A 21,205-nucleotide genomic window follows, 5' to 3' on the forward strand; every position below is an offset into this window, starting at 1 on the left:
CAGAGTTTCCTTTAGATATTCTTCTAAAGATTATCAAACTCGCTCGTTCAACTTACTACTATCATTTAAAGCAGCTAAACCTAGAAGATAAGAATCATGTCATTAAAAATGAAATAGAAACCATTTATACCGAGCATAAAGGGAATCATGGTTATCGCCGTATCACTCTTGAGCTTAGAAACCGTGGTTTCATCGTAAATCATAAGAAGGTACAACGTTTGATGAAAATGTTGGGGCTAAGTGCTCGTATTCGCAGAAAACGTAAGTATTCTTCTTATCATGGTGAAGTTGGAAAGAAAGCTGAGAACATTATTCAACGCCAATTTAATGCATCAAAGCCGATGGAAAAGTGCTATACAGATATTACGGAATTTTCTATCCCAACAAGCAACCAAAAACTATATTTATCACCAATTTTAGATGGTTATAACAGCGAGATTATAGCTTATTCTCTATCGTCTTCCCCGAATTTAAACCAAGTAAAAGATATGTTAGAACAAGCTTTTAGAGAAGAACAATACGAGAGTACTATTCTCCATAGTGATCAGGGATGGCAATACCAGCACGAGTTTTATCATAGTTTTTTAGAGGATAAGGGCATTCAGCCATCTATGTCCCGCAAGGGGAATAGTACTGATAATGAAACGCACCCAAAAAGTTAGACAGAAAATCTAACTTTTGGGGTGCAGTTCAATATTTGAGATGGGGGACTAGTCTATTTTATGGTGTTGATTGGTGTCAATTTTATCCAAATTGTATGATATTTATCTTAATTAGCATTGCTAATTTGTATGATTAGTTTCTTTTTCTCGAAACTTTTAGGAAAGAGTACATGCCTGGGGTTTGATGAGTTCGGAAATTTATAAAACAACTTAAAGTGTCATCAATAATAGTGTTTTAAGTATAAAAGAGCTTATTAGAAATTGTTCTCGTAGATTCATTACAACATTTGCGTACACGATTGTAATTTATATAAAAATTGTTTTGTAGACAATTCATTTCAGTAGTACAATATTAGTAAGAAGGAGGTTGTACTATGACTGCAAATGATATTTTAAACAATCCTTTCCTTAATAAGGGAACTGCCTTTACCTTAGAGGAGCGAAAGGAACTAGGCCTTATTGGTTTACTGCCACCTTATATTCAAACGATTGAAGAACAAGCGGCGCAAACTTATGCACAAATGCAAACAAAAGCCAATGATTTGGAAAAACGTCTTTTCTTAATGGAAATTTTTAATACCAACCGGACTCTTTTCTATTACCTTTTTTCTCAACATTTAGAAGAATTCAATCCAATTGTATATGACCCAACCATTGCAGATACGATTGAAGGCTATAGTGATCTCTTTGTAGATCCACAATATGCGGGATATCTTGATATTAATCATCCTGAAAATATTGAAGCCACTTTGAAAAATGCTGCCGGGAGTCGCGAGATTCGACTCATTGTTGTAACAGATGCAGAAGGAATCCTTGGAATTGGAGACTGGGAACAAATGGTGTCGATATTTCTGTTGGGAAATTGATGGTCTATACGGGTGCTGCTGGAATCGATCCTTCGATGGTCCTTCCTTTAGTCATTGATGCAGGGACTAACCGTGAAGAACTTCGTAACAATCCTAATTACTTAGGAAATCGTCACGAACGGGTCCGCGGAGATCGTTACTACGACTTCATTGACCAATTCGTTCAAACAGCAGAACGTCTCTTTCCTAAACTCTACCTTCACTGGGAAGACTTCGGTCGCTTGAATGCTGCGAATATTCTTGAAAAGTACCGGAAACAAATTCCGACCTTTAATGATGATATTCAAGGTACAGGAATCGTTACCTTGGGTGGAATCTTTGGTTCGCTGGATATTAGTGGTGAAAAATTAACAGATCAAGTTTATCTCTGCTATGGTGGTGGTACTGCGGGTGCAGGAATTGCCTCTCGTGTTCTTCGTGAAATGGTGAGTGAAGGTCTCTCCGAAGAAGAAGCTTATAAACGTTTCTTTATGGTTGATAAACAAGGTCTTCTCTTTGATGACATGGATGACTTGACACCAGAGCAAAAACCATTTGCTAAGAAACGTGCTGACTTTAGTAACGCAGACAAGTTGACGGACCTGCTTGAAGTAGTGAAGACTGTGAAGCCAACCATTCTTGTAGGAACTTCAACTCAACCTAATACCTTCACTAAAGAAATAGTAGAAGCTATGTGCGAAAACACTGAACGTCCAATGATCTTCCCATTATCAAATCCAACCAAATTGGCAGAAGCTAGTGCCAAAGATTTGATTGAATGGTCAGATGGAAAAGCTTTTGTCGCAACAGGAATTCCTGCTGATACAGTTTCTTATAAAGGTGTAGACTATGTGATTGGTCAAGCAAATAATGCCTTGATTTACCCAGGTCTTGGTCTAGGTATGTTGGCTTCTGAAGCAAGTCTTTTGACGGATGAAATGATTGGAGCAGCGGCTCATTCATTGAGTGGTATTGTCAATCCAGGCCAACCAGGAGCTCCTGTCTTGCCACCATTCAAGTATGTAGCAGATGTTTCTATTAAAGTAGCAGAAGCAGTCGCTAAAAAAGCACAAGAGCAAGGTCTTGCGCGTGCTAAGGAAACAGATATGGCCAAAGCAGTTCGTGATTTGAAGTGGTATCCAGAGTATAAATAATTCATTTCTGCTGTCTACCGATAGAGCAGAAAAAACCAGCAACTTTTTTTATGAAGTTGCTGGTTTTGTTTATATCATTTTTATAAAGAAGTAATAAAAGTTAAACCGCCTAATATCACACCAGCTGCATTGGGAATGATAAGGATCCAGTCTTTTTTAGGTTCTTTTGTCCAACCATAGATTACCCAAATTAAACAAGAAGCCGCTGCGAATAGTGGTTGGAATGGTTGAGCTTTTGCTCCTTGTAAGTTAGCGATAATTTGTGGAATATATGCAATAAAGACAAGGACACCAACAAAAGCTCCAATAGATCCGACAAAGCGATTAATTTTTTGTTTAGACATACAATCCCTCCTGAGGTTTTATTATATCAGTAAGGAAAAGATACAGCCAATATTAAGATAAGAAGGAAGAGGATAGAATTGAAAGTTTTGCGTTAAGAAATTTCCCTATTTTAGATACATCTATTCTTATTTAATTGAAATCGAAATCAGAAGAAACTCTTCTGACGGTTGCTATTAAGTGATTTTAAGCTGTCCTAAAAACAAGACTGTTCAAACCAGGTCTTAAGAAACCTCGTAAAGCTAGTCAATTCACATGGGTGTTGTTGCTTTAGCAACTTACAGCCATGGGTGCGACGGGCGGGAGCCCTAGCCTCAAAATGTTAATATCGTTCTATTGCGAAGACTTATTCAAAGCATCCCATATTTGAAGTGTTATTTCTTATAATATTCAAAAAATTCTATTCTAGAAAGGAACTTTAGAATTCAATTTTAAAGATATTTATTTTTATATATCGTCTATACGATTTTATTTTACAAAAAAATAAGTTTATATAGCGGAGTATTTGATAAATCAAAATAAAAGCATTATAATGTTGTAGAATAAATTATGATTATATTTTGATAATCTATATCATTTTGGAGGATGTATGAAATTGAAACAAACTTACGGTTATCGTAAAAGTAAAATTTGTAAATCACTGTGTGGTGCAGTTCTAGGAGTAGTAGCAACAATCTCTGTAGCAGGCCAAAATGTTTTTGCTGACGAAGCAACAACTGTGAGTGGAGTAGATACTTCTACTGCGACTGGAAATCCCGCAACGAATCTACCAGAGGCTCAAGCAAATCCTAGTAATGAAGCTATTGAAAGTCAAGCACAGGCTGGTCAAACAACGGGTTCAATCCCAGTAGAAGTACCAACAACAGATGTTGATCAAGCTGTTGAAAATGCTAAAAATGCTGGTGTTAAAGTTGAAAAAGATGAGACTGTTGACAAAGGAACAGTAAAAACTGCTGAAGAAGCTAATCAAAAAGAGACAGAAATCAAAGATGATTATGCAAAGCAAGCAGAAGAAATCAAGAAAGTAACTGAACAATACAAGGCTGACGTAGCTTCTAATCAAAAAGAGACTGATCGTATCAATGCGGAAAATAAGGCAAAAAAAGATCAGTATGAAAAAGATATGGCTGCACATAAGGCTGAGGTCGAACGTATTAACAGTGCTAATGCAGCTGCCAAAGCGGATTATGATGCAAAATTAGCACAATATCAAAAAGATTTAGCGGATGTCCAAAAAGCGAATACAGACGCCCAAGCTTCCTATGAGGCTGCCAAAGAAGCCTATGATAAAGAGTTAGCAGCTATTCAAAAAGCAAATGCCGACAATGATGCGGACTACCAAGCTAAATTAGATGCTTATAATGCTGAATTGGCACGTGTGAAAAAGGATAATGCGGATGCTAAAGCTGCTTACGAGAAAGCTCTTGCTGAAAATACCGCTAAAAATAATGAAATCAAAGCTGAGAACGAAGCAATCAAACAGCGCAACGCACAAGCTAAGGCTGACTATGCAGCTAAGTTACTTAAGTATCAGTCAGCTCTTGCTAAATATCAAAAAAATTTAGCAGATTATCCAAGAAAATTGCAAGAGTATAAAGACGAACAAGCTGCCATCAAGGCTGCTCTTGCAGAACTTCAAAATCATAAAAACGAAGATGGTAACTTGACAGAGCCGTCTGCTCAAAATTTAGTTTATGATTCAGAGCCAAATGCCCAGTTATCATTGACAACTAATGGAAAAATGCTGAAAGCTTCTGCAGTTGATGAGGCCTTCAGTCATGATACAGCTCAATATTCTAAAAAAGTTCTTCAGCCTGATAATCTTAATGTTAGTTACCTTCAACAAGCCGATGACGTGGCTTCATCCATGGAACTTTACGGCAATTTCGGCGATAAGGCTGGCTGGACAACTACTGTCGGCAATAGCACAGAGGTAAAATTTGCATCTGTCCTCTTGGAACGCGGTCAAAGCGTGACAGCAACCTATACAAATCTTGAAAAATCTTACTATAATGGTAAAAAGATTTCTAAGGTCGTCTTCAAGTATACACTTGATTCCGACTCAAAATTCAAAAATGTGGACAAGGCTTGGTTAGGTATCTTTACCGATCCAACTCTAGGTGTCTTTGCCTCTGCTTATAATGGTGTAGCTGAAAAGGACACATCCATTTTTATTAAAAATGAATTCACCTTCTATGATGAAGATGGCAATCCGATTGATTTTGACAATGCGCTTCTATCTGTTGCTTCCCTCAACCGAGAACATAACTCCATTGAGATGGCTAAGGACTATACTGGAACCTTCGTTAAGATTTCAGGTTCTTCTATTGGAGAAAAAGAGGGCAAAATTTACGCAACTGATACCCTCAATTTTAGGAAAGATCAGGGTGGTGCCCGCTGGACTATGTATAAGCGAGGCGGCGAAGACGGATCAGGTTGGGACAGTTCTGATGCACCTAACTCTTGGTACGGAGCTGGCGCCATCCGTATGTCTGGTACAAACAATAGCGTAACAGTAGGGGCTATCTCTGCTACTCTAGTAATGCCTGTAAATCAAATGCCAGTTGTTTCTGGAAAAGATAATACGGAAGCTAAAAGACCAAATATTTGGTATTCACTAAACGGTAAGATTCGTGCGGTCAATGTGCCTAGGGTTACCAAGGAAAAACCAGAACCACCAGTAGCTCCAACGGCTCCAGTAGAACCAACTTATGAAGTAGAAAGTCCGTTGAAACCAACTCCGGTTGAACCAACGTATAAGGCTGATCCAAAGCCACCTACTAAGACGCCAAACAAGCCAGAGCCAACGCCACCGACTCCGCCGACACCGCAATCGGAGCCTAAAAAACCAGTTGAGCCAACTTATAAAGAGGTTCCAACGCCACCAGCTGACCCTGTTTATCAAAATCTTCCAACGCCACCAGCTGTGCCAACTGTTCATTTCCATTACTTTAAATTGGCGGTTCAACCCCAAGTAAATAAGGAAATCAGAAATAAGGATGATATTGATATCGATAAAACCTTAGTGGCTAAGCAATCTGTTGTGAAATTTCAATTGAAAACAAATGATTTACCAGCTGGTCGTGATGAGACAACTTCCTTTGTCTTAGTTGATCCGCTACCATCTGGTTACCAATTTGATATGGAGGCGACTAAAGATGCCAGTCCGGGATTTGATGTCACTTATGTTGAAGCCAGTCATACGGTAATTTTCAAAGCGACAGCTGAAACCTTGGATAAGTTCAATGCTGACTTGACCAAGTCTGTGGCAACGGTTTACCCAACAGTAGTAGGGACGGTTCTTAATGATGGAGCAACCTATACAAATAACTTTACATTGACTATTAATGAAGCTTACGGTATCAAGTCTAATATTGTTCGTGTCACCACACCAGGTAAACCGAATGATCCTGATAATCCAAACAACAATTATATTAAACCACACAAGGTTAACAAGAATGAAAATGGTGTTGTAATTGATAATAAGAATGTTCTTGCAGGATCAATGAACTACTATAACTTGACTTGGGATTTAGATCAGTACAAGGGAGACAAGTCTTCCGCTGAAACTATCGCAAAAGGGTTCTTCTATGTGGATGATTATCCAGAAGAAGCACTGGATGCGAATCTAGATTTGGTTAAAATTAAGGATGCCAATGATAGAGAAGTCACTGGGATTACAGTCAAAAACGTTAAGGATATCTCAGAATTAGATCATCATCTCCAAGATTTGTTGAAAAAAGCTGGTATCAAACCAAAGGGTGCCTTCCAATTATTCTTAGCAGATAATCCACAATCCTTCTATGATACTTATGTGTCTAAGGGCATTGACTTGACCATTATTAGCCCAATGAAGGTTAAGGATGAGATGGGCAAGATTGGTGGTAAATATGAAAATAAAGTCTACCAAATTGATTTTGGTAACGGTTATGAGTCTAATGTTGTTGTCAATAATGTGCCTAAGGTAGATCCTAAGAAGGATGTCACTTTTACTTTGGATTCTACTGACAACAGCAGTGTGGATGGTCAAACCATTGGGTTGAAAAAGATTTTCAATTATCGTTTAGTTGGCGGTCTCATTCCAGACAACCACTCAAATGAACTCTTTGAGTACAACTTCTATGATGATTATGATCAAACAGGAGATCAATACACTGGTCAATATAAGGTCTTTGCTAAAGTTGATTTTACTCTTAAAGACGGAAAAGTCATCAAGGCGGGTACCGAACTGACTCAATACACAACAACAGAAGTTGATGAAGTTAAGGGGGCTATTGCCATTAAGTTCAATGAAGACTTCTTGCGTTCTGTTTCAATTGATTCAGCCTTTCAAGCTGAAAGCTATATCCAAATGAACCGTATTGCGGTTGGCACTTTTGAAAATACTTATATCAATACTGTCAATGGAGTAACTTACACTTCAAATACGGTTAAGACAACAACTCCTAATGATCCATCGACTCCAAAAGCTAATGGTTCTCAACCAAGTTCTAGCCAAGAAGCTCTCCCAAATACAGGCGTTACAGACAATGCCTATATGCCATTGGTCGGCCTTATCAGCGCAATGACAAGTTTCAGCTTACTTAGATGGAAACCTAAAAACAATGATAGTAAAAAGAAAAGTAAATAACACAAAAAGTGTACTAACTCTCAAAAGTTAGACGATTAATTTAAGCAAAGGATTTAGTTCTGTATTTTATAGAACTAAGTCCTTTTTGTTTTAGCCAAACATTTTTGTTATTAAAATAATCCTGTTTCTAAAATGATAATAGTTCTTAAAGCCGTAGACATTTCTTTTGAGTACTTTGCAGTTTGTAGAGTGCTTTTTTCGTTGAGAAGAAATGGACGGATGTGGCTGCAAGAATAAAAATATAGAGAGAAACTCATGACGAAAACGATAGTTAGGAACCGATTTATATTGAATTTTTGTAGACAGTTTTAGGATAAGGTATGAAAAAAAGGTTGTAAAAATTTAATTCCATGATACTATAGGAAAAAAGGAGGAGAAATATGTCAGAACAAAAAAAATCCATTACGATGAAAGATGTTGCCATTGAGGCAGGCGTAAGTGTTGGTACTGTTTCTCGTGTTATTAATAAGGAAAGTGGAATTAAAGAAGTAACGCTTAAAAAAGTTGAACAAGCGATTAAAACTTTAAATTACGTTCCAGATTTATACGCTAGAGGAATGAAGAGAAATCGTACTGAGACTATCGCACTGATTGTGCCTAGTATTTGGCATCCGTTCTTTTCAGAGTTTGCGATGCATGTAGAAAATGAAGTATATAAAAGACAAAACAAGCTGCTTTTATGCTCGATTAATGGGACAGATAGAGAACAAGATTATCTTGATATGTTGCGTCATAATAAAGTAGACGGGATAGTGGCAATTACTTATAGTCCAATCGAAAACTACTTAACATCAGGAATCCCGTTTGTGAGTATTGACCGTATGTATTCGAATATTGAGATTGCTTGTGTGTCTTCGGATAATGAAGCAGGAGGTCGTGAAGCAGCAAAACAACTAATCCGTAGAGGGTGTAAGCATTTAGCCTTTGTGGGCGGGCATAATACTACTATCAATGAAACTAAACGTCGTAGAATAGCTTTCGAAAATTATGTTCGGGAACATCAGTATCCTTTCAGCGTCTTTGACTTAGATGAGACAGAAGAAGATTATAATGGTAAATTAGAAAAATTTTTATCAAAGAATCCTGATGTGGATGGGATTTTTACAATTAATGACTTATTTGCCCTAGATGTCATCAAAATCTTACAAAATAAAGGAAAGAAGATTCCTGAAGATATACAAATTATTGGTTATGACGGTATTAAGATGGCAGGGGATAAAGATTATTTATTGTCAACGATTGCCCAACCTTTGGAGGAAATGGCTAGGGAAGCTGTTCGAATCTTATTTGATATTATTGATGGAAAAGCTGTTAATATGCAGACAATGTTACCGATAACATTTATCGAAGGAAATACAACAAAATTTGTTGACAGAAAACGCTAACACTGTTAAAATTAACTCAAATTTAAAACATTATTTTTTAATTCAAAATTGAAACGTTTCAAATAAAAAAGAAGTTGCGCTGTGCGCTCCTTTTTCTAGGCAAGAATTGAAACGTTTCAAAAAAAGGAGATTGTTATGATTAAAACAGTAAAACAAGTGACCTTATGGGAACGAATTAAAAAACAAAAACTTTTGTTATTAATGACAGTTCCTGGATTGGTATTAACATTCGTCTTTAAGTACATTCCTATGTATGGAGTTTTAATAGCTTTTAAAGATTACAATCCTTTAAAAGGTATTTTAGGAAGTGAATGGGTTGGATTCGATGAATTCATTAAATTCTTATCTTCTCCTAACTTTGGAATATTGTTATCGAACACTCTAAAATTGAGCGTTTATGGCTTGCTGCTTGGATTCTTGCCTCCAATCATACTTGCAATTATGTTAAATCAGTTGTTAAGTGAGAAAGCTAAGAAACGCATTCAATTGATTTTATATGCTCCAAACTTTATCTCAGTCGTAGTAATTGTCGGTATGATTTTCCTCTTCTTCTCAGTAGGAGGTCCAATCAATGGTTTCCTTTCGATGTTTGGAATAAAAATCGATTTTCTAACAGATCCTGATTTCTTCCGTCCGTTGTATATTCTAAGCGGTATATGGCAAGGAATGGGGTGGGCTTCTACTCTATATACAGCCACATTGGTGAATGTAGATCCATCATTAATTGAAGCTGCTCGATTAGACGGGGCGAATATCTTCCAACGAATTTGGCATATCGACATCCCAGCGTTGAAACCAATCATGGTCATTCAATTCATTTTAGCTGCGGGTGGAATTATGAACGTTGGTTATGAGAAAGCATTCTTGATGCAAACATCTCTTAACTTGCCGGCATCTGAAATCATTTCAACTTATGTATATAAGATTGGTCTTGTATCGGGTGATTACTCATACTCAACTGCTGTAGGTTTATTCAATGCAGTTATTAACGTAGTTTTACTAATCTCAGTAAATCAAATTGTAAAACGTATGAATAATGGTGAAGGGATTTAGGTGGAAAATATGAAAAAAACATATATGGATACGCAATTTGATAGACGAATTTTAGTATTAAATAAGATTATCATTGCTTTTATTGTTTTAATCACCTTGGTTCCGATGATTTATATTATTGTAGCGTCATTTATGGATCCAAAGGTCTTAGCAACTAGAGGGATTAGTTTTAATCCAGAAGACTGGACAGTAGAAGGGTATAAACGAGTTTTTAGTGATGAGTCCATTTTAAGAGGGTTTCTGAACTCCTTATTATACTCATTTGGGTTTGCAACTTTAACGGTTCTTCTTTCTGTATTTACAGCATATCCTCTTTCTAAGAGAAATCTAGTTGGGCGTAAATGGATTAACTATTTCTTAATTGTCACAATGTTTTTCGGTGGTGGATTAGTTCCAACGTACTTATTAGTTAAAGACTTAGGAATGTTGAATACACCTTGGGCAATCATCGTACCTGGTGCAGTGAATGTATGGAACATTATTCTTGCTCGTGCATATTTCCAAGGACTGCCAGAAGAATTAGAGGAAGCAGCCGTAATTGATGGAGCCAATGATTTACAGATTTTCTTCAAGATTATGCTTCCGTTAGCAAAACCAATTATGTTTGTACTTTTCCTATACGCTTTTGTTGGTCAATGGAATTCATACTTCGATGCAATGATCTATATCAAGGATCCAAACTTAGAACCGTTACAATTAGTTCTTCGTAAAATTCTGATTCAAAGTCAACCTGGCCAAGATATGATTGGCGCACAAGCTGCTTTAAATGAAATGAAGCGATTAGCAGAATTAATTAAATACGCAACGATTGTTATTTCAAGCTTGCCATTAATCGTAATGTATCCATTCTTCCAAAAATACTTTGATAAAGGTATTATGGCCGGCTCACTTAAAGGTTAATAAATATAAAAAAATAAAATACTAAAGGAGTTTTATTATGAAATTCAATAGATTTACCAAATCAGCATGTATTTTGGCAGCCAGTTTAACTGTCCTCGCAGCTTGTGGCTCAAGCAATAAAGCCTCAAGTCCAGATTATAAATTACAAGATGTTACCCTTCCTTTAAAGGAAACAAAGACATTGAAATTTATGACTGCAAGTTCACCATTAGCACCAAAAGATCCTAATGAAAAACTGATTTTCCAACGTTTAGAAAAAGAAACTGGTGTTCACATCGAGTGGACAAACTACCAATCTGATTTTGGTGAAAAGAGAAACTTGGATATCTCAAGTGGAGACCTTCCAGATGCTATTCATAATGATGGCGCATCAGATGTTGAATTAATGAACTGGGCTAAGAAAGGTGTGATTGTCCCTGTTGAAGATTTAATCGACAAATACATGCCAAATCTTAAGAAAATTCTAGAAGAAAAGCCAGAGTACAAATCATTAATGACAGCTCCTGACGGACATATCTATGCCTTCCCTTGGATTGAAGAATTAGGAGACGGAAAAGAATCTATCCACAGTGTGAATGATATGGCGTGGATCAATAAAGATTGGTTGAAGAAACTTGGTCTTAAAATGCCAGAAACTACTGATGAATTAATTGCTGTGTTAGAAGCATTTAAAAATGGAGACCCTAACGGAAATGGTGAAGCTGATGAAATTCCATTCACATTCATCAACGGAAACGGAAACGAAGACTTCAAAATGTTATTTGGAGCATTCGGTGTAGGGGATAATGATGATCATATCGTAGTAGGTAATGATGGAAAAGTTGATTTCACTGCTGACAATGATGATTATAAAGAAGGAATTAAATTTATCCGTAAATTGCAAGAAAAAGGCTTAATCGATAAAGAAGCTTTCGAACATGATTGGAATAGTTATATTGCTAAAGGACATGACCAAAAATATGGTGTTTACTTCACATGGGATAAAAGCAATGTAACTGGTAGCAACGACAGTTACGATGTATTACCAGTTCTTTCTGGACCAAGTGGTAAAAAACATGTAACTCGTACAAACGGCATGGGATTCAACCGCGATAAAATGGTTATTACTAGTGCAAACAAAAACCTTGAGTTAACTGCTAAATGGATTGATGCGCAATATGCACCACTTCAATCTGTACAAAATAACTGGGGAACTTATGGGGATCCTAACCAACAAAATATCTTTGAATTTGACCAAGCAACAAACAGCTTAAAACACCTACCATTAAACGGAACTGCTCCTGCTGAACTTCGTCAAAAAACAGAAGTTGGTGGACCTCTTGCAATCCTAGATTCTTACTATGGAAAAGTGACTACAATGCCAGACGATGCTAAATGGCGTTTAGACTTAATCAAAGAGTACTATGTTCCTTATATGAGCAACAACAACATTTATCCACGTGTATTCATGACACAAGAAGACTTAGATAAACTTGCTCACATCGAAGCAGATATGAAAGATTACATCTATCGCAAACGTGCTGAATGGATTGTAAACGGAAATATCGATCAAGAGTGGGATGCTTATAAACAAGAACTTGAAAAATATGGGCTTTCTGAATACTTAGCAATCAAACAAAAATATTACGATCAATATCAAGCAAATAAAAAGTAGAGGTTAAATATGAGTGGTAAAAAGTATACTGTAGAAGAAGCGAATCTTTTCATTGAGAAAAATAAGCATTTAGTAAATACTCAGTACAAGCCAGAAGAGCATTTTACCGCTGAAATAGGATGGATTAATGATCCAAATGGATTCGTTTATTTTAGAGGAGAATATCATCTCTTTTATCAATTCTATCCATACGATAGTGCATGGGGTCCAATGCACTGGGGACATGCAAAGAGTAAGGACTTGATTCATTGGGAGCATTTGCCTGTAGCACTTGCTCCTGATCATGACTATGATCGAAATGGATGTTTCTCTGGTTCAGCGATTGTAAAAGATGATCGCCTCTGGATTATGTACACAGGACATATTGATGAAGCGGGAAGGATTCGACAATTACAAAATATAGCCTATTCGGATGACGGGATTCATTTTACAAAGATTTCAGGAAATCCGGTGATGACAGGTGCCGATTTACCGGAAGAATTGATTGTATCGGAATTCCGGGATCCAAAACTCTTCGAGAAAGATGGACGCTACTATTCCGTAGTCGCTAGTAAGCATAAAGACAATGTCGGCTGTGTGGTGCTACTTGGTTCAGACAACTTAGTCGATTGGAAATTTGAGTCTATCTTCTTAAAAGGAAAAGAGCATCAAGGATTTATGTGGGAATGTCCTGATTACTTTGAGTTAGATGGGAAAGGATGTTTAATCGTTTCTCCAATGCGCTATAAACGCGACGGAGATTCGTTCCATAATATTAATTCATCCGTTTTTCTTACAGGTAGAGTAGATTGGGAAGAAAAGAAATTTATTCCTGAAACAGTAGAAGAGATTGATCACGGTCAAGACTTCTATGCTCCACAAACATTAGTAGATGATAAGGGACGTCGTATTATGATTGCTTGGATGCAGACATGGGGACGTACGATTCACTCTCATGTTCAACAACATAAGTGGGCAGGTGCAATGACTTTACCAAGAATTCTTCACTTTAAGGATGCAAAGCTCATTCAAACACCTATCCATCATGGACAGTATCAAATTCAAATTGAAGGCGACTGTCAGTATCGCATTGGAAATGAGACTGACTATCTTGAGTTTGGATATGATAGTACAGCACAACAGGTATATATTGACCGTAGTACTCTTGCTCAAAAAATTGTTGGGGAAGAAGAACAGGACACAAGTAGACGGTATGTAACGATAGAGGCTAAAGAACTTGAAGTCTTCTTAGACAAAAACTCCATTGAGATTTTTGTAAACCATGGTGAGGCAGCTCTGACAGCTACTTTTTATCTAACAGTAACTGCTGTATTATCTAAAATGTAGAAATCATGGTTATTTTCTCTTAAAGTATCAAAAGCAACGGATGACATCCGTTGCTTTTGTTTTATTTTAAAACTCATGAATCAAACGGGAATGTGGTATAATCACTACAAATAGTTTCTAAGGAAGTGTCGATAATGAAAATTATTGTAGATCGTGACTCCGTCTCTGCAGGAGATGACATGTATGGACATGAAGAGACATTTGACGTATGCTAATCCATGACGGTTGCGGATTTTTTTAATTTTGTGAACAGCAATGGATACTTAGCCCACATAATCGGGAACGATGTGGCGTGGCTCCTTCAAAATTGCACTGGGAAAATAGGAGCCTATTATACAAAAACAGGAGAAGTTACTCATCCAGAAGTGAGCATTAAAGAGAAAATGGACGAAGCGGGCGGAAATCCTCATTTCTTTGTGCGCTATTATAACAATCCGGAATTAGCGAGAAAACAAAACTAGGAAAACTAAGATGAATCGAGAAGCGTTTTTAAACCAAATCAATCAAGAAGGATTTTCGTTTTCAATCGATATCACACGCTGGGGATTTTCAGATTTTAAATCAGTCGTGCGCAGACGCAGAGTCTCTGAATCAGAGTTATACCAAATGTTTTTGGAGTATTGTGAAGAGTTGGAGCGAACTCTTCAAGAGGCAGGGGATTATCGCCGTATGATGTTCAATAAATATCCTGTGAGCCCAGTACATGATAAATATAAAACACGTTTCGATGCAGTTGCGCCAAATGGACGTGAATTCCGATTCGAATTTGTGTTTACCAATAACAATCATCTGAAAGTGTACCATCTATACGAAACGGTTAATGGACGTAAGAAGGTTACATGGAAAGATATTCTTTGGAAATTTGTAGAGGTATTATAACTAGAAAGTGGGAATTGGAAATGGAAAATGAAACAACAGCACTTAAATGGGTCTTCTACCGCGAAGTGGATGTCCCACGTGATATCGAAGAAATTCTTGTGACAGGGGAAGTCGCAGACCGCGCCTTCAAAACCGTACGAGATGTAGCGGTATTCACGAATAAACGCTTGATTGTAAAAGACGTCCAAGGGTTAACTGGAACAAAAGTAGAGATGTATTCCTTACCGTATAGCGCGGTGAATATGTGGTCTACAGAAAATGCAGGAATCCTTGATTACACTGCAGAAGTGGAACTATGGACCAGATCAGGCCATATTAAGATTGAATTGAAACGTGGTATTGATATTCGCGAATTCGAACGGTTACTAGCAGAGTATATTCTTTAAAACACATAGGTTGTCTGTTGCTTTTGGGACAGATTCCTTCAGTGGTAAGCTCAATGCATTGCTTTTCAATGAGGACAATGCTAGAATGAGTCATGTAATTAAATATTGAAGATCTTGGGAGTCTCGTTAGGGAGGCTGAGAGTGTGATATACAGACCAATATTATCTGATCAACTTCATGGTTGCGTAGAGAGTATCTTACAAAGTCGACAGTACCATTGTGTACATATCTATACAGGTGAACCCCCCTTTCAGGATTGAAAAGATCTGAAGGGGGTTTTTTATGTCACAACATGTTTCGTACGGAAATTGCCGAGTAGGAGTTCCAGGCTCACATTTAGCAATTAGCGGCGCGAGGTTTAATTTGGCACCGATGTCGGATGATTTTATCGACATTATTCTGGGGGCCATCAAGCAAGTGGATTTGTCCAATGTATGGGCAAAGACGGATCATACTTCTACCATCTATCGTGGGGGAAGTGTAGAAGTTTTCGATGCGTTAAAAGCTTGTTTTATTAGTAGTTATCGTCCGGGAGTTCACTGCTCGCTGGAAGCCACTCTTTCAAAAGGGTGCCCTGGCGATGTAGATGAGGATACGCCTTTATCATTCGATGGGAGTCGAATCAATGAAGAGCGTTCCCAAGCGACTCATTTTCCTGTCATTGGAAAATTCGCAGTCTATCCGATGGGTTCTGATAATTATATGAAGACCATCGAGAAGGTAGTGAATCTCGGGATTGATCAAGGAACGATTACTGGAACAGGGCATTATGTCACTTTTCTAGGAGGGGACGTTCACGAGGTGTTTGATTATTTGGAACAAGTTTTTAAAATTTTAGAGCAAGATGTGAGTCATTTTGTGATTCAAGTGACATTATTATGCAATGTACCAGGGGGAGAAATTGATGAATAAAAATAAATTAGAACTAAAGGATTACTTATTTATTAGCTTAATTTGTGTATTGTTTGGAGTGTTTTATTTACTCGCAGTTTATGCAGGAGGTGCGCTTTCTGCCACACTAGCACCAATGGGACTCGGGATGCTAGGATATGAGCCATTTTACGGAATCTGGTTTATGGCTCCAGTATTCACGCTTTACTTTATTCGAAAACCAGGGATTGGTATTATTACAGAAATTATTGCAGCCGTGATTGAAGTGTTGCTTGGGAACATGTTCGGAATTATCGTTGTGGTGAGTGCCTTTATCCAAGGTCTAGGAGTAGAAATGGCCTTCATGACGAAGAAATACGGCGATATTACTTATGGAACCACAATGCTAGGGGCCGTTATTACGACCATTTTCACATTCCTTTGGACAGGCTTCCGTAGCAATTATTTAGCATTAGATTGGAAGCTAGTGGTCGCTATTTTTGTGATTCGTTTAGCTTCTGCCTTAATCTTTACAGGATACTTAAGCAAACTCTTATGCGACCAAATGGTAAAAACAGGAGTGGTCAAAGTTCGTGGCTAATCCTGAAATTGTCCTCCAATTGAAAAATGCGACTTTAAGCGTTCAAAATCGAGTGCTGTTCTCCAATCTTTCGATGCAAATTCATTCGGGAGAAATTGTAGTAGTGTTGGGAAGAAGTGGAGTTGGGAAAAGCAGCCTTATGAATGTGATTAATGGAGTCTATCCAAATGGGGACACAGATGTTCAATGTGAAGGATTAGAAATTTTAGGACAGTCTCTTCTAGCGTTAAATCACTTGGAGAGAACGAAATATGTACGCTCTATTTTCCAAAATGCAAGACTCTCGTTTGCAATGGAGACACCGTACGAAGAAATGATTTTCGTACTAGAGAATTTTTGTTTTCCCATTGAAACAATGGAACAGAAAGTACGAGAACAAGCAAAAAAACACAAGATTGAAGATTTATTATACCGAAAGTTTGCAAGTCTTTCAGGTGGAGAACTTCAAAAAGTGGCCTTTGCTTGTGCTAGCTTAGTAGAAGCACCGCTTTATCTGATGGATGAGCCATTTGCCAATATCGATGAAAAGAGTATTCCGTACTTTATCGAGCAGATTAAACGGTTAAGTAACGAAGGAAAAGCAATTTGTATCATTGATCACCGATTGGACTTTTGGGAGTGGGTCAATCGGTGGTATCTCTTAGAAGACGGTGGAGAATTGAAACGAATCGAACTTCCTTTAAAGGAGAAAGACAAGCTTCTTCTAGAAGAGAGTGGGAATTTATGTCCATTACCTTTCAACAATAAGAAAAAGCTAGAAAATGCCAAACCACTGTTGAAAGTCGAAGATGTTTCGGTTTTTGTAGAAAAAGACAAGCTGCTTCTTAAGCATATTCATCTTGAGCTTCATGAAGGGGAGATGATGGCTCTTGTTGGACCGAGCGGGAGTGGGAAAACAAGTTTTTTTCAAAGCTCTATTAAAGCAACTCCCTTATACGGGAAACATTGAACTGCAAAGCCACTCTTTATCGAAGGTGAAGAAGAAGGATCTATTTCAAAAAGTCGGGCTTGTTTTTCAAGATCCCACCCTTCAATTTGTCGCTGCGAAAGTTCTAGAGGAACTGAAAGTCACTTTTCCAGGCGAAGCAGAAAGTCGTCTAGAATCGCTTTTAGAAGAATACTCCTTAAAGGAAACTTGGGAATTATCTCCTTGGCTTCTCAGTCAAGGGCAACAGCGCAGGCTTGCTTTTTTAACGATGACTGGAGAGGGGAAAGTTCTACTATTAGTGGATGAACCGACTTACGGACAAGACATGAAAAATGCGATAGCTATCATGAATGCATTGCAGCAATTATGCCAAAAGGGAATGGCTTGTCTATTTACCTGTCATGACCATAGACTCGTCCGTCAATATGCACAGAAGGTGATGCGCATTCGTCATCAGACCATGGAGGTAGAGATGAATGAAGATGAGAATTAATCCAAGTGTGCAATTAGGAGTTTCATTTTTACTATCGATGGTTATCCTTTTTACAAAATCATGGAAACTAAATGGAGCGATGATGCTGGCATCCATCGTGATAATAGGGTTGTTCATACAACAACCTTGGGGACGCGTTATTAAACTCGGTCTGGGCTTACTGATGATTACCTTAACGTATTTTCTTTCAGTCTACTTTTATCCAAATGAGAATCTATTGGTTCAAACGGGATCAAGTGGCGTTTTTTCTGTAGCTTTGGAATTAAGTAGTCGAATTCTTGCGCTTGGTCTTGTAGGAATTAGTCTATCGACTTCTATTGAGAAAAATGAATTTGTTGCCAGTCTCATCCAGCAATTGAAAGTGCCAGTGGCGATTGCTTATAGCATACTGGTAGCCATCAATTTTCTGACATTGATTCAAACAGAGTATGAACAGTCGAAATTAGCGTTACAAATCAGAGGGATTTCTGGGAGTGGAGTTTACTTAAAAGCCCTCTCGACCATGATGATTCGTCTGATGCGACAATCCGAGTATACGGCCATGGCGATGGAACTGCGTGGATTCTCCCAGGATAGAGTACAAAAAATTCAACTGGAAATTTCCATTTTAGATTTAATTTATAGTAGTTTGATGATTTCTTTTATCGTTATCGTCATATGGCTACAACAATAAAACCAAAGAGTCACAATTGTGGCTCTTTTTCTATTTGTAGAAGAAGATTGACCCTCCGAAATGTAAGCGCTATAATTAAAGCGTACAAATCTATGTACGAAAATAAATCAAACGGAGGAAGCTTGCTTCATCTGTTGGAAAAGGGGTATGACAATGAGAAACACAAAAGTTCGTGCAATCCAATATGGTTGCGGTAAGATGGCCAAGGTCCTTTTCAAGTATATGGTGGATCATGGTGTGGAAATTGTTGGTGCGATTGATAATAATCCAGAAGTTGTTGGACTCGATGTTGGTGATTTCGCCGAATTAGGGTTTAAAACAGGGGTTGTGATTTCAGATAATGCAGAAGAAGTGTTCAATAGTTGTGATGCAGATATTGCGATTGTGACCATTCTATCCTATATGCCAGAGATGTATCCGTTCTTTGAAACAGCAGCGCGTCATGGGGTGAATGTGATTACGACTTGTGAAGAAGCCATTTATCCTTGGAATACTTCTCCGTCTGAGACGAATCGTCTAGACCGTTTGGCAAAAGAAAATGGAGTCACCATTACCGGGTCAGGAATGCAAGATATTTACTGGATTAATATGCCTTGTCTTGCGATGGCTGGTGTGAATCGTATAGATAAAATTAAAGGAGTCGTGAGCTATAATGTCGAAGACTATGGATTAGCTTTAGCAGAAGCTCATGGAGCAGGATATACTAAAGAACGCTTTGATGTAGAAATTGCAACTGCTGAAAGTTTCCCTTCTTACATGTGGAATGCAGCCGAAGCCATCTGTTCGAAGATGAACTGGACGATTAAAGACATCAGTCAAAAGAGTGTTCCATATGTTTTAGATGAAGATGTGTATTCAGAAACACTCGGTCGAACCATTCCTGCTGGAGAAGTGACTGGAATGTCTGCAGTGACTACTCTCCATACGCATCAAGGAGTAAAAATTGAAGTGGAATGTATTGGTAAAGTTTACCGCGAAGACGACGGAGATATGTGTGATTGGGAAATCACTGGAGAGCCAAACTTAGTGTTCTCTGTTCAAAAACCAGACACGGTCGCACATACTTGTGCAACGATTGTAAACCGCATTCCAACAATCTTAGATGCTTCTCCTGGATTTGTAACGAGCGAAAAATTAAGAGAAGCTGCTTATCCAACGTATCCATTGCATACGTATGTAGAAAATCCATTTTTTGAGTATTAAGAAAAAATATTCTGTTGAATCATAAAAGAGTCCCTACATTAGTAGGGACTCTTTCACTTTAGAATTCAGTCTTATTTATTGAAGTTGTTTTTAATTCCTTCAACTGCACCTTCAACGCTTTCTTTAACGTTATCAATGACTTCTTTCGCTTTTCCTAAACCTTTTTCAACAGCACCTTCTGATTCAAGGCTTTTATCGCCTGTAACTTTACCCGCTAATTCTTTAGCAGCACCTGTTGCTTGTTGTAATTTATCTTCTAATGACATATGAAGACCCCCTTTACTGTTTGACTCATTATAGCATCAAAAAAAGGATTCTCCTAAGTTTCTGCTTGAGAAAGTATTCATAAGCAGATGTTTAAAAGACTAAGGAAGTGTCATGTTAAAATAATTCTAAAGAACTCAAGGAGGAATGATAATGTCAGAATATCAATTACCACGCGTTTGGAGCGCAGCCGATAGCAACCAAGGGAAGTTCTCAGGAATTAACCGTCCAACAGCAGGAGCTCGTTTTGAACAAACGTTACCTGTTGGAGAAACAGACTTACAAGTGTATTCTCTTGGGACACCCAATGGAGCTAAAGTAACGATTCTGTTAGAAGAGCTATTGGAAGCGGGGGTTGAACAAGCAGCCTACGACTTGTTTAAGATTTCAATTATGGATGGAGATCAATTCGGAAGCGACTTTGTAGCCATCAACCCGAACTCGAAGATTCCAGCACTCTTAGACCATTCAGGGGATGAACCGATTCGTGTCTTTGAGTCAGCGAATATCTTGCTTTATTTAGCAGAAAAATTCGGAAAATTCATTCCACAAGATACCGCAAAACGCACAGAAGTCTTAAACTGGCTCTTCTGGCAAACAGGAGCAGCTCCATTTTTAGGAGGCGGATTTGGACATTTCTTCAATTACGCTCCAGAAAAAATTGAGTATGCGATTAACCGTTTCACAATGGAAACCAAACGCCAATTAGATTTGCTTGATCAAGAGTTAGCCAAACGCCCATATATCGCAGGAGGCGAATACACAATTGCTGATATCGCTATCTGGTCATGGTATGGTCAACTCGTTCAAGACAGACTCTATAAAAATTCTGCAGAGTTCCTTGACGCTCAAAGTTACAAACATCTTAACGAATGGGCAGACAGAATTGCCAAACGTCCAGCAGTGAAAAAGGGCTTGGAAGTGGAGTATAAAGAAATTAAGTAATGATACTTTCAA

The 21,205-nt window shown here is 37.9% G+C and carries 18 protein-coding genes, 2 pseudogenes and 1 riboswitch; of the genes and pseudogenes, 18 read left to right on the forward strand and 2 right to left on the reverse strand.

The window, feature by feature from the left end; translation table 11 throughout:
• Positions 1 to 641 (forward strand): annotated as a pseudogene (locus HMPREF3106_RS03635) (IS3 family transposase); the annotation flags it as partial.
• A gap of 395 nt (positions 642 to 1,036) precedes the next feature.
• A pseudogene (locus HMPREF3106_RS03640) lies at positions 1,037 to 2,661 on the forward strand (malolactic enzyme).
• Positions 2,662 to 2,741: 80 nt separating this feature from the next.
• On the opposite strand, the gene HMPREF3106_RS03645 reads toward HMPREF3106_RS03640, so the two are convergent.
• The gene (locus HMPREF3106_RS03645; RefSeq protein ID WP_005605887.1) at positions 2,742 to 3,005 is read right to left on the reverse strand and encodes a SemiSWEET family transporter; all 264 of its coding nucleotides are present in this window, start codon (positions 3,003 to 3,005) and stop codon (positions 2,742 to 2,744) included.
• Positions 3,006 to 3,592: 587 nt separating this feature from the next.
• On the opposite strand from HMPREF3106_RS03645, the gene HMPREF3106_RS03650 reads away from it, so the two are divergent.
• From HMPREF3106_RS03650 to HMPREF3106_RS03720, 15 genes are all read left to right on the forward strand, one after another.
• Positions 3,593 to 7,633, forward strand: coding sequence for a GbpC/Spa domain-containing protein (locus tag HMPREF3106_RS03650; RefSeq protein ID WP_070444487.1), 4,041 nt, complete (start codon positions 3,593 to 3,595; stop codon positions 7,631 to 7,633).
• A gap of 380 nt (positions 7,634 to 8,013) precedes the next feature.
• On the forward strand, positions 8,014 to 9,018 hold the full coding sequence (locus HMPREF3106_RS03655) for a LacI family DNA-binding transcriptional regulator (RefSeq protein WP_070444489.1): 1,005 nt from the start codon (positions 8,014 to 8,016) through the stop codon (positions 9,016 to 9,018).
• Between the two features lie 135 nt (positions 9,019 to 9,153).
• Positions 9,154 to 10,071 carry an ABC transporter permease gene (locus HMPREF3106_RS03660; RefSeq protein WP_005605880.1) on the forward strand — a complete coding sequence of 306 codons (918 nt, stop codon included), beginning with the start codon at positions 9,154 to 9,156 and terminating at the stop codon, positions 10,069 to 10,071.
• 9 nt (positions 10,072 to 10,080) lie between these two features.
• Positions 10,081 to 10,971 carry a carbohydrate ABC transporter permease gene (locus HMPREF3106_RS03665; protein ID WP_070444540.1) on the forward strand — a complete coding sequence of 297 codons (891 nt, stop codon included), beginning with the start codon at positions 10,081 to 10,083 and terminating at the stop codon, positions 10,969 to 10,971.
• A 37-nt stretch (positions 10,972 to 11,008) separates the two neighbouring features.
• A complete protein-coding gene (locus HMPREF3106_RS03670) occupies positions 11,009 to 12,625 on the forward strand; it encodes an ABC transporter substrate-binding protein (protein WP_070444491.1) in 1,617 nt (538 codons plus the stop codon).
• A gap of 9 nt (positions 12,626 to 12,634) precedes the next feature.
• Positions 12,635 to 13,951, forward strand: coding sequence for a glycoside hydrolase family 32 protein (locus tag HMPREF3106_RS03675; RefSeq protein ID WP_070444493.1), 1,317 nt, complete (start codon positions 12,635 to 12,637; stop codon positions 13,949 to 13,951).
• 218 nt (positions 13,952 to 14,169) lie between these two features.
• Positions 14,170 to 14,412: a hypothetical protein gene (locus HMPREF3106_RS03680; RefSeq protein WP_246827522.1), complete on the forward strand. Its 243-nt coding sequence runs from the start codon at positions 14,170 to 14,172 to the stop codon at positions 14,410 to 14,412.
• Between the two features lie 10 nt (positions 14,413 to 14,422).
• Positions 14,423 to 14,830: a basic helix-loop-helix domain-containing protein gene (locus HMPREF3106_RS03685; RefSeq protein ID WP_070444495.1), complete on the forward strand. Its 408-nt coding sequence runs from the start codon at positions 14,423 to 14,425 to the stop codon at positions 14,828 to 14,830.
• Positions 14,831 to 14,850: 20 nt separating this feature from the next.
• The gene (locus tag HMPREF3106_RS03690) at positions 14,851 to 15,216 is read left to right on the forward strand and encodes a PH domain-containing protein (protein ID WP_070444542.1); all 366 of its coding nucleotides are present in this window, start codon (positions 14,851 to 14,853) and stop codon (positions 15,214 to 15,216) included.
• A 104-nt stretch (positions 15,217 to 15,320) separates the two neighbouring features.
• Positions 15,321 to 15,426: riboswitch (TPP riboswitch) on the forward strand.
• Positions 15,427 to 15,498: 72 nt separating this feature from the next.
• Entirely contained in the window at positions 15,499 to 16,128 is a 630-nt protein-coding gene (locus tag HMPREF3106_RS03695; RefSeq protein WP_070444497.1) for a YkoF family thiamine/hydroxymethylpyrimidine-binding protein, read from the forward strand.
• Positions 16,121 to 16,687, forward strand: a complete 567-nt coding sequence (locus tag HMPREF3106_RS03700) for an ECF transporter S component (protein WP_070444499.1) — start codon at positions 16,121 to 16,123, stop codon at positions 16,685 to 16,687. Before HMPREF3106_RS03695 ends, HMPREF3106_RS03700 begins: the two co-directional genes overlap by 8 nt.
• Positions 16,680 to 17,636: an ABC transporter ATP-binding protein gene (locus HMPREF3106_RS03705; protein WP_070444501.1), complete on the forward strand. Its 957-nt coding sequence runs from the start codon at positions 16,680 to 16,682 to the stop codon at positions 17,634 to 17,636. The genes HMPREF3106_RS03700 and HMPREF3106_RS03705 overlap by 8 nt, the downstream gene beginning before the upstream one ends.
• Positions 17,575 to 18,108 carry an ATP-binding cassette domain-containing protein gene (locus tag HMPREF3106_RS03710; RefSeq protein WP_070444503.1) on the forward strand — a complete coding sequence of 178 codons (534 nt, stop codon included), beginning with the start codon at positions 17,575 to 17,577 and terminating at the stop codon, positions 18,106 to 18,108. Before HMPREF3106_RS03705 ends, HMPREF3106_RS03710 begins: the two co-directional genes overlap by 62 nt.
• Positions 18,092 to 18,781: an energy-coupling factor transporter transmembrane component T family protein gene (locus HMPREF3106_RS03715; RefSeq protein WP_070444505.1), complete on the forward strand. Its 690-nt coding sequence runs from the start codon at positions 18,092 to 18,094 to the stop codon at positions 18,779 to 18,781. Before HMPREF3106_RS03710 ends, HMPREF3106_RS03715 begins: the two co-directional genes overlap by 17 nt.
• A gap of 153 nt (positions 18,782 to 18,934) precedes the next feature.
• The gene (locus HMPREF3106_RS03720; protein WP_070444507.1) at positions 18,935 to 19,984 is read left to right on the forward strand and encodes an NAD(P)H-dependent amine dehydrogenase family protein; all 1,050 of its coding nucleotides are present in this window, start codon (positions 18,935 to 18,937) and stop codon (positions 19,982 to 19,984) included.
• A gap of 71 nt (positions 19,985 to 20,055) precedes the next feature.
• On the opposite strand, the gene HMPREF3106_RS03725 is transcribed toward HMPREF3106_RS03720, so the two are convergent.
• Positions 20,056 to 20,250: a CsbD family protein gene (locus HMPREF3106_RS03725; RefSeq protein ID WP_005605849.1), complete on the reverse strand. Its 195-nt coding sequence runs from the start codon at positions 20,248 to 20,250 to the stop codon at positions 20,056 to 20,058.
• A 151-nt stretch (positions 20,251 to 20,401) separates the two neighbouring features.
• Here HMPREF3106_RS03725 and yghU point away from each other — a divergent pair, with 151 nt between their 5' ends.
• Entirely contained in the window at positions 20,402 to 21,193 is a 792-nt protein-coding gene (gene yghU / locus HMPREF3106_RS03730; protein WP_070438371.1) for a glutathione-dependent disulfide-bond oxidoreductase, read from the forward strand.
• Positions 21,194 to 21,205: the final 12 nt, after the last annotated feature.

This window comes from Granulicatella sp. HMSC31F03 (assembly GCF_001807725.1).
Lineage (GTDB): Bacteria > Bacillota > Bacilli > Lactobacillales > Aerococcaceae > Granulicatella > Granulicatella adiacens.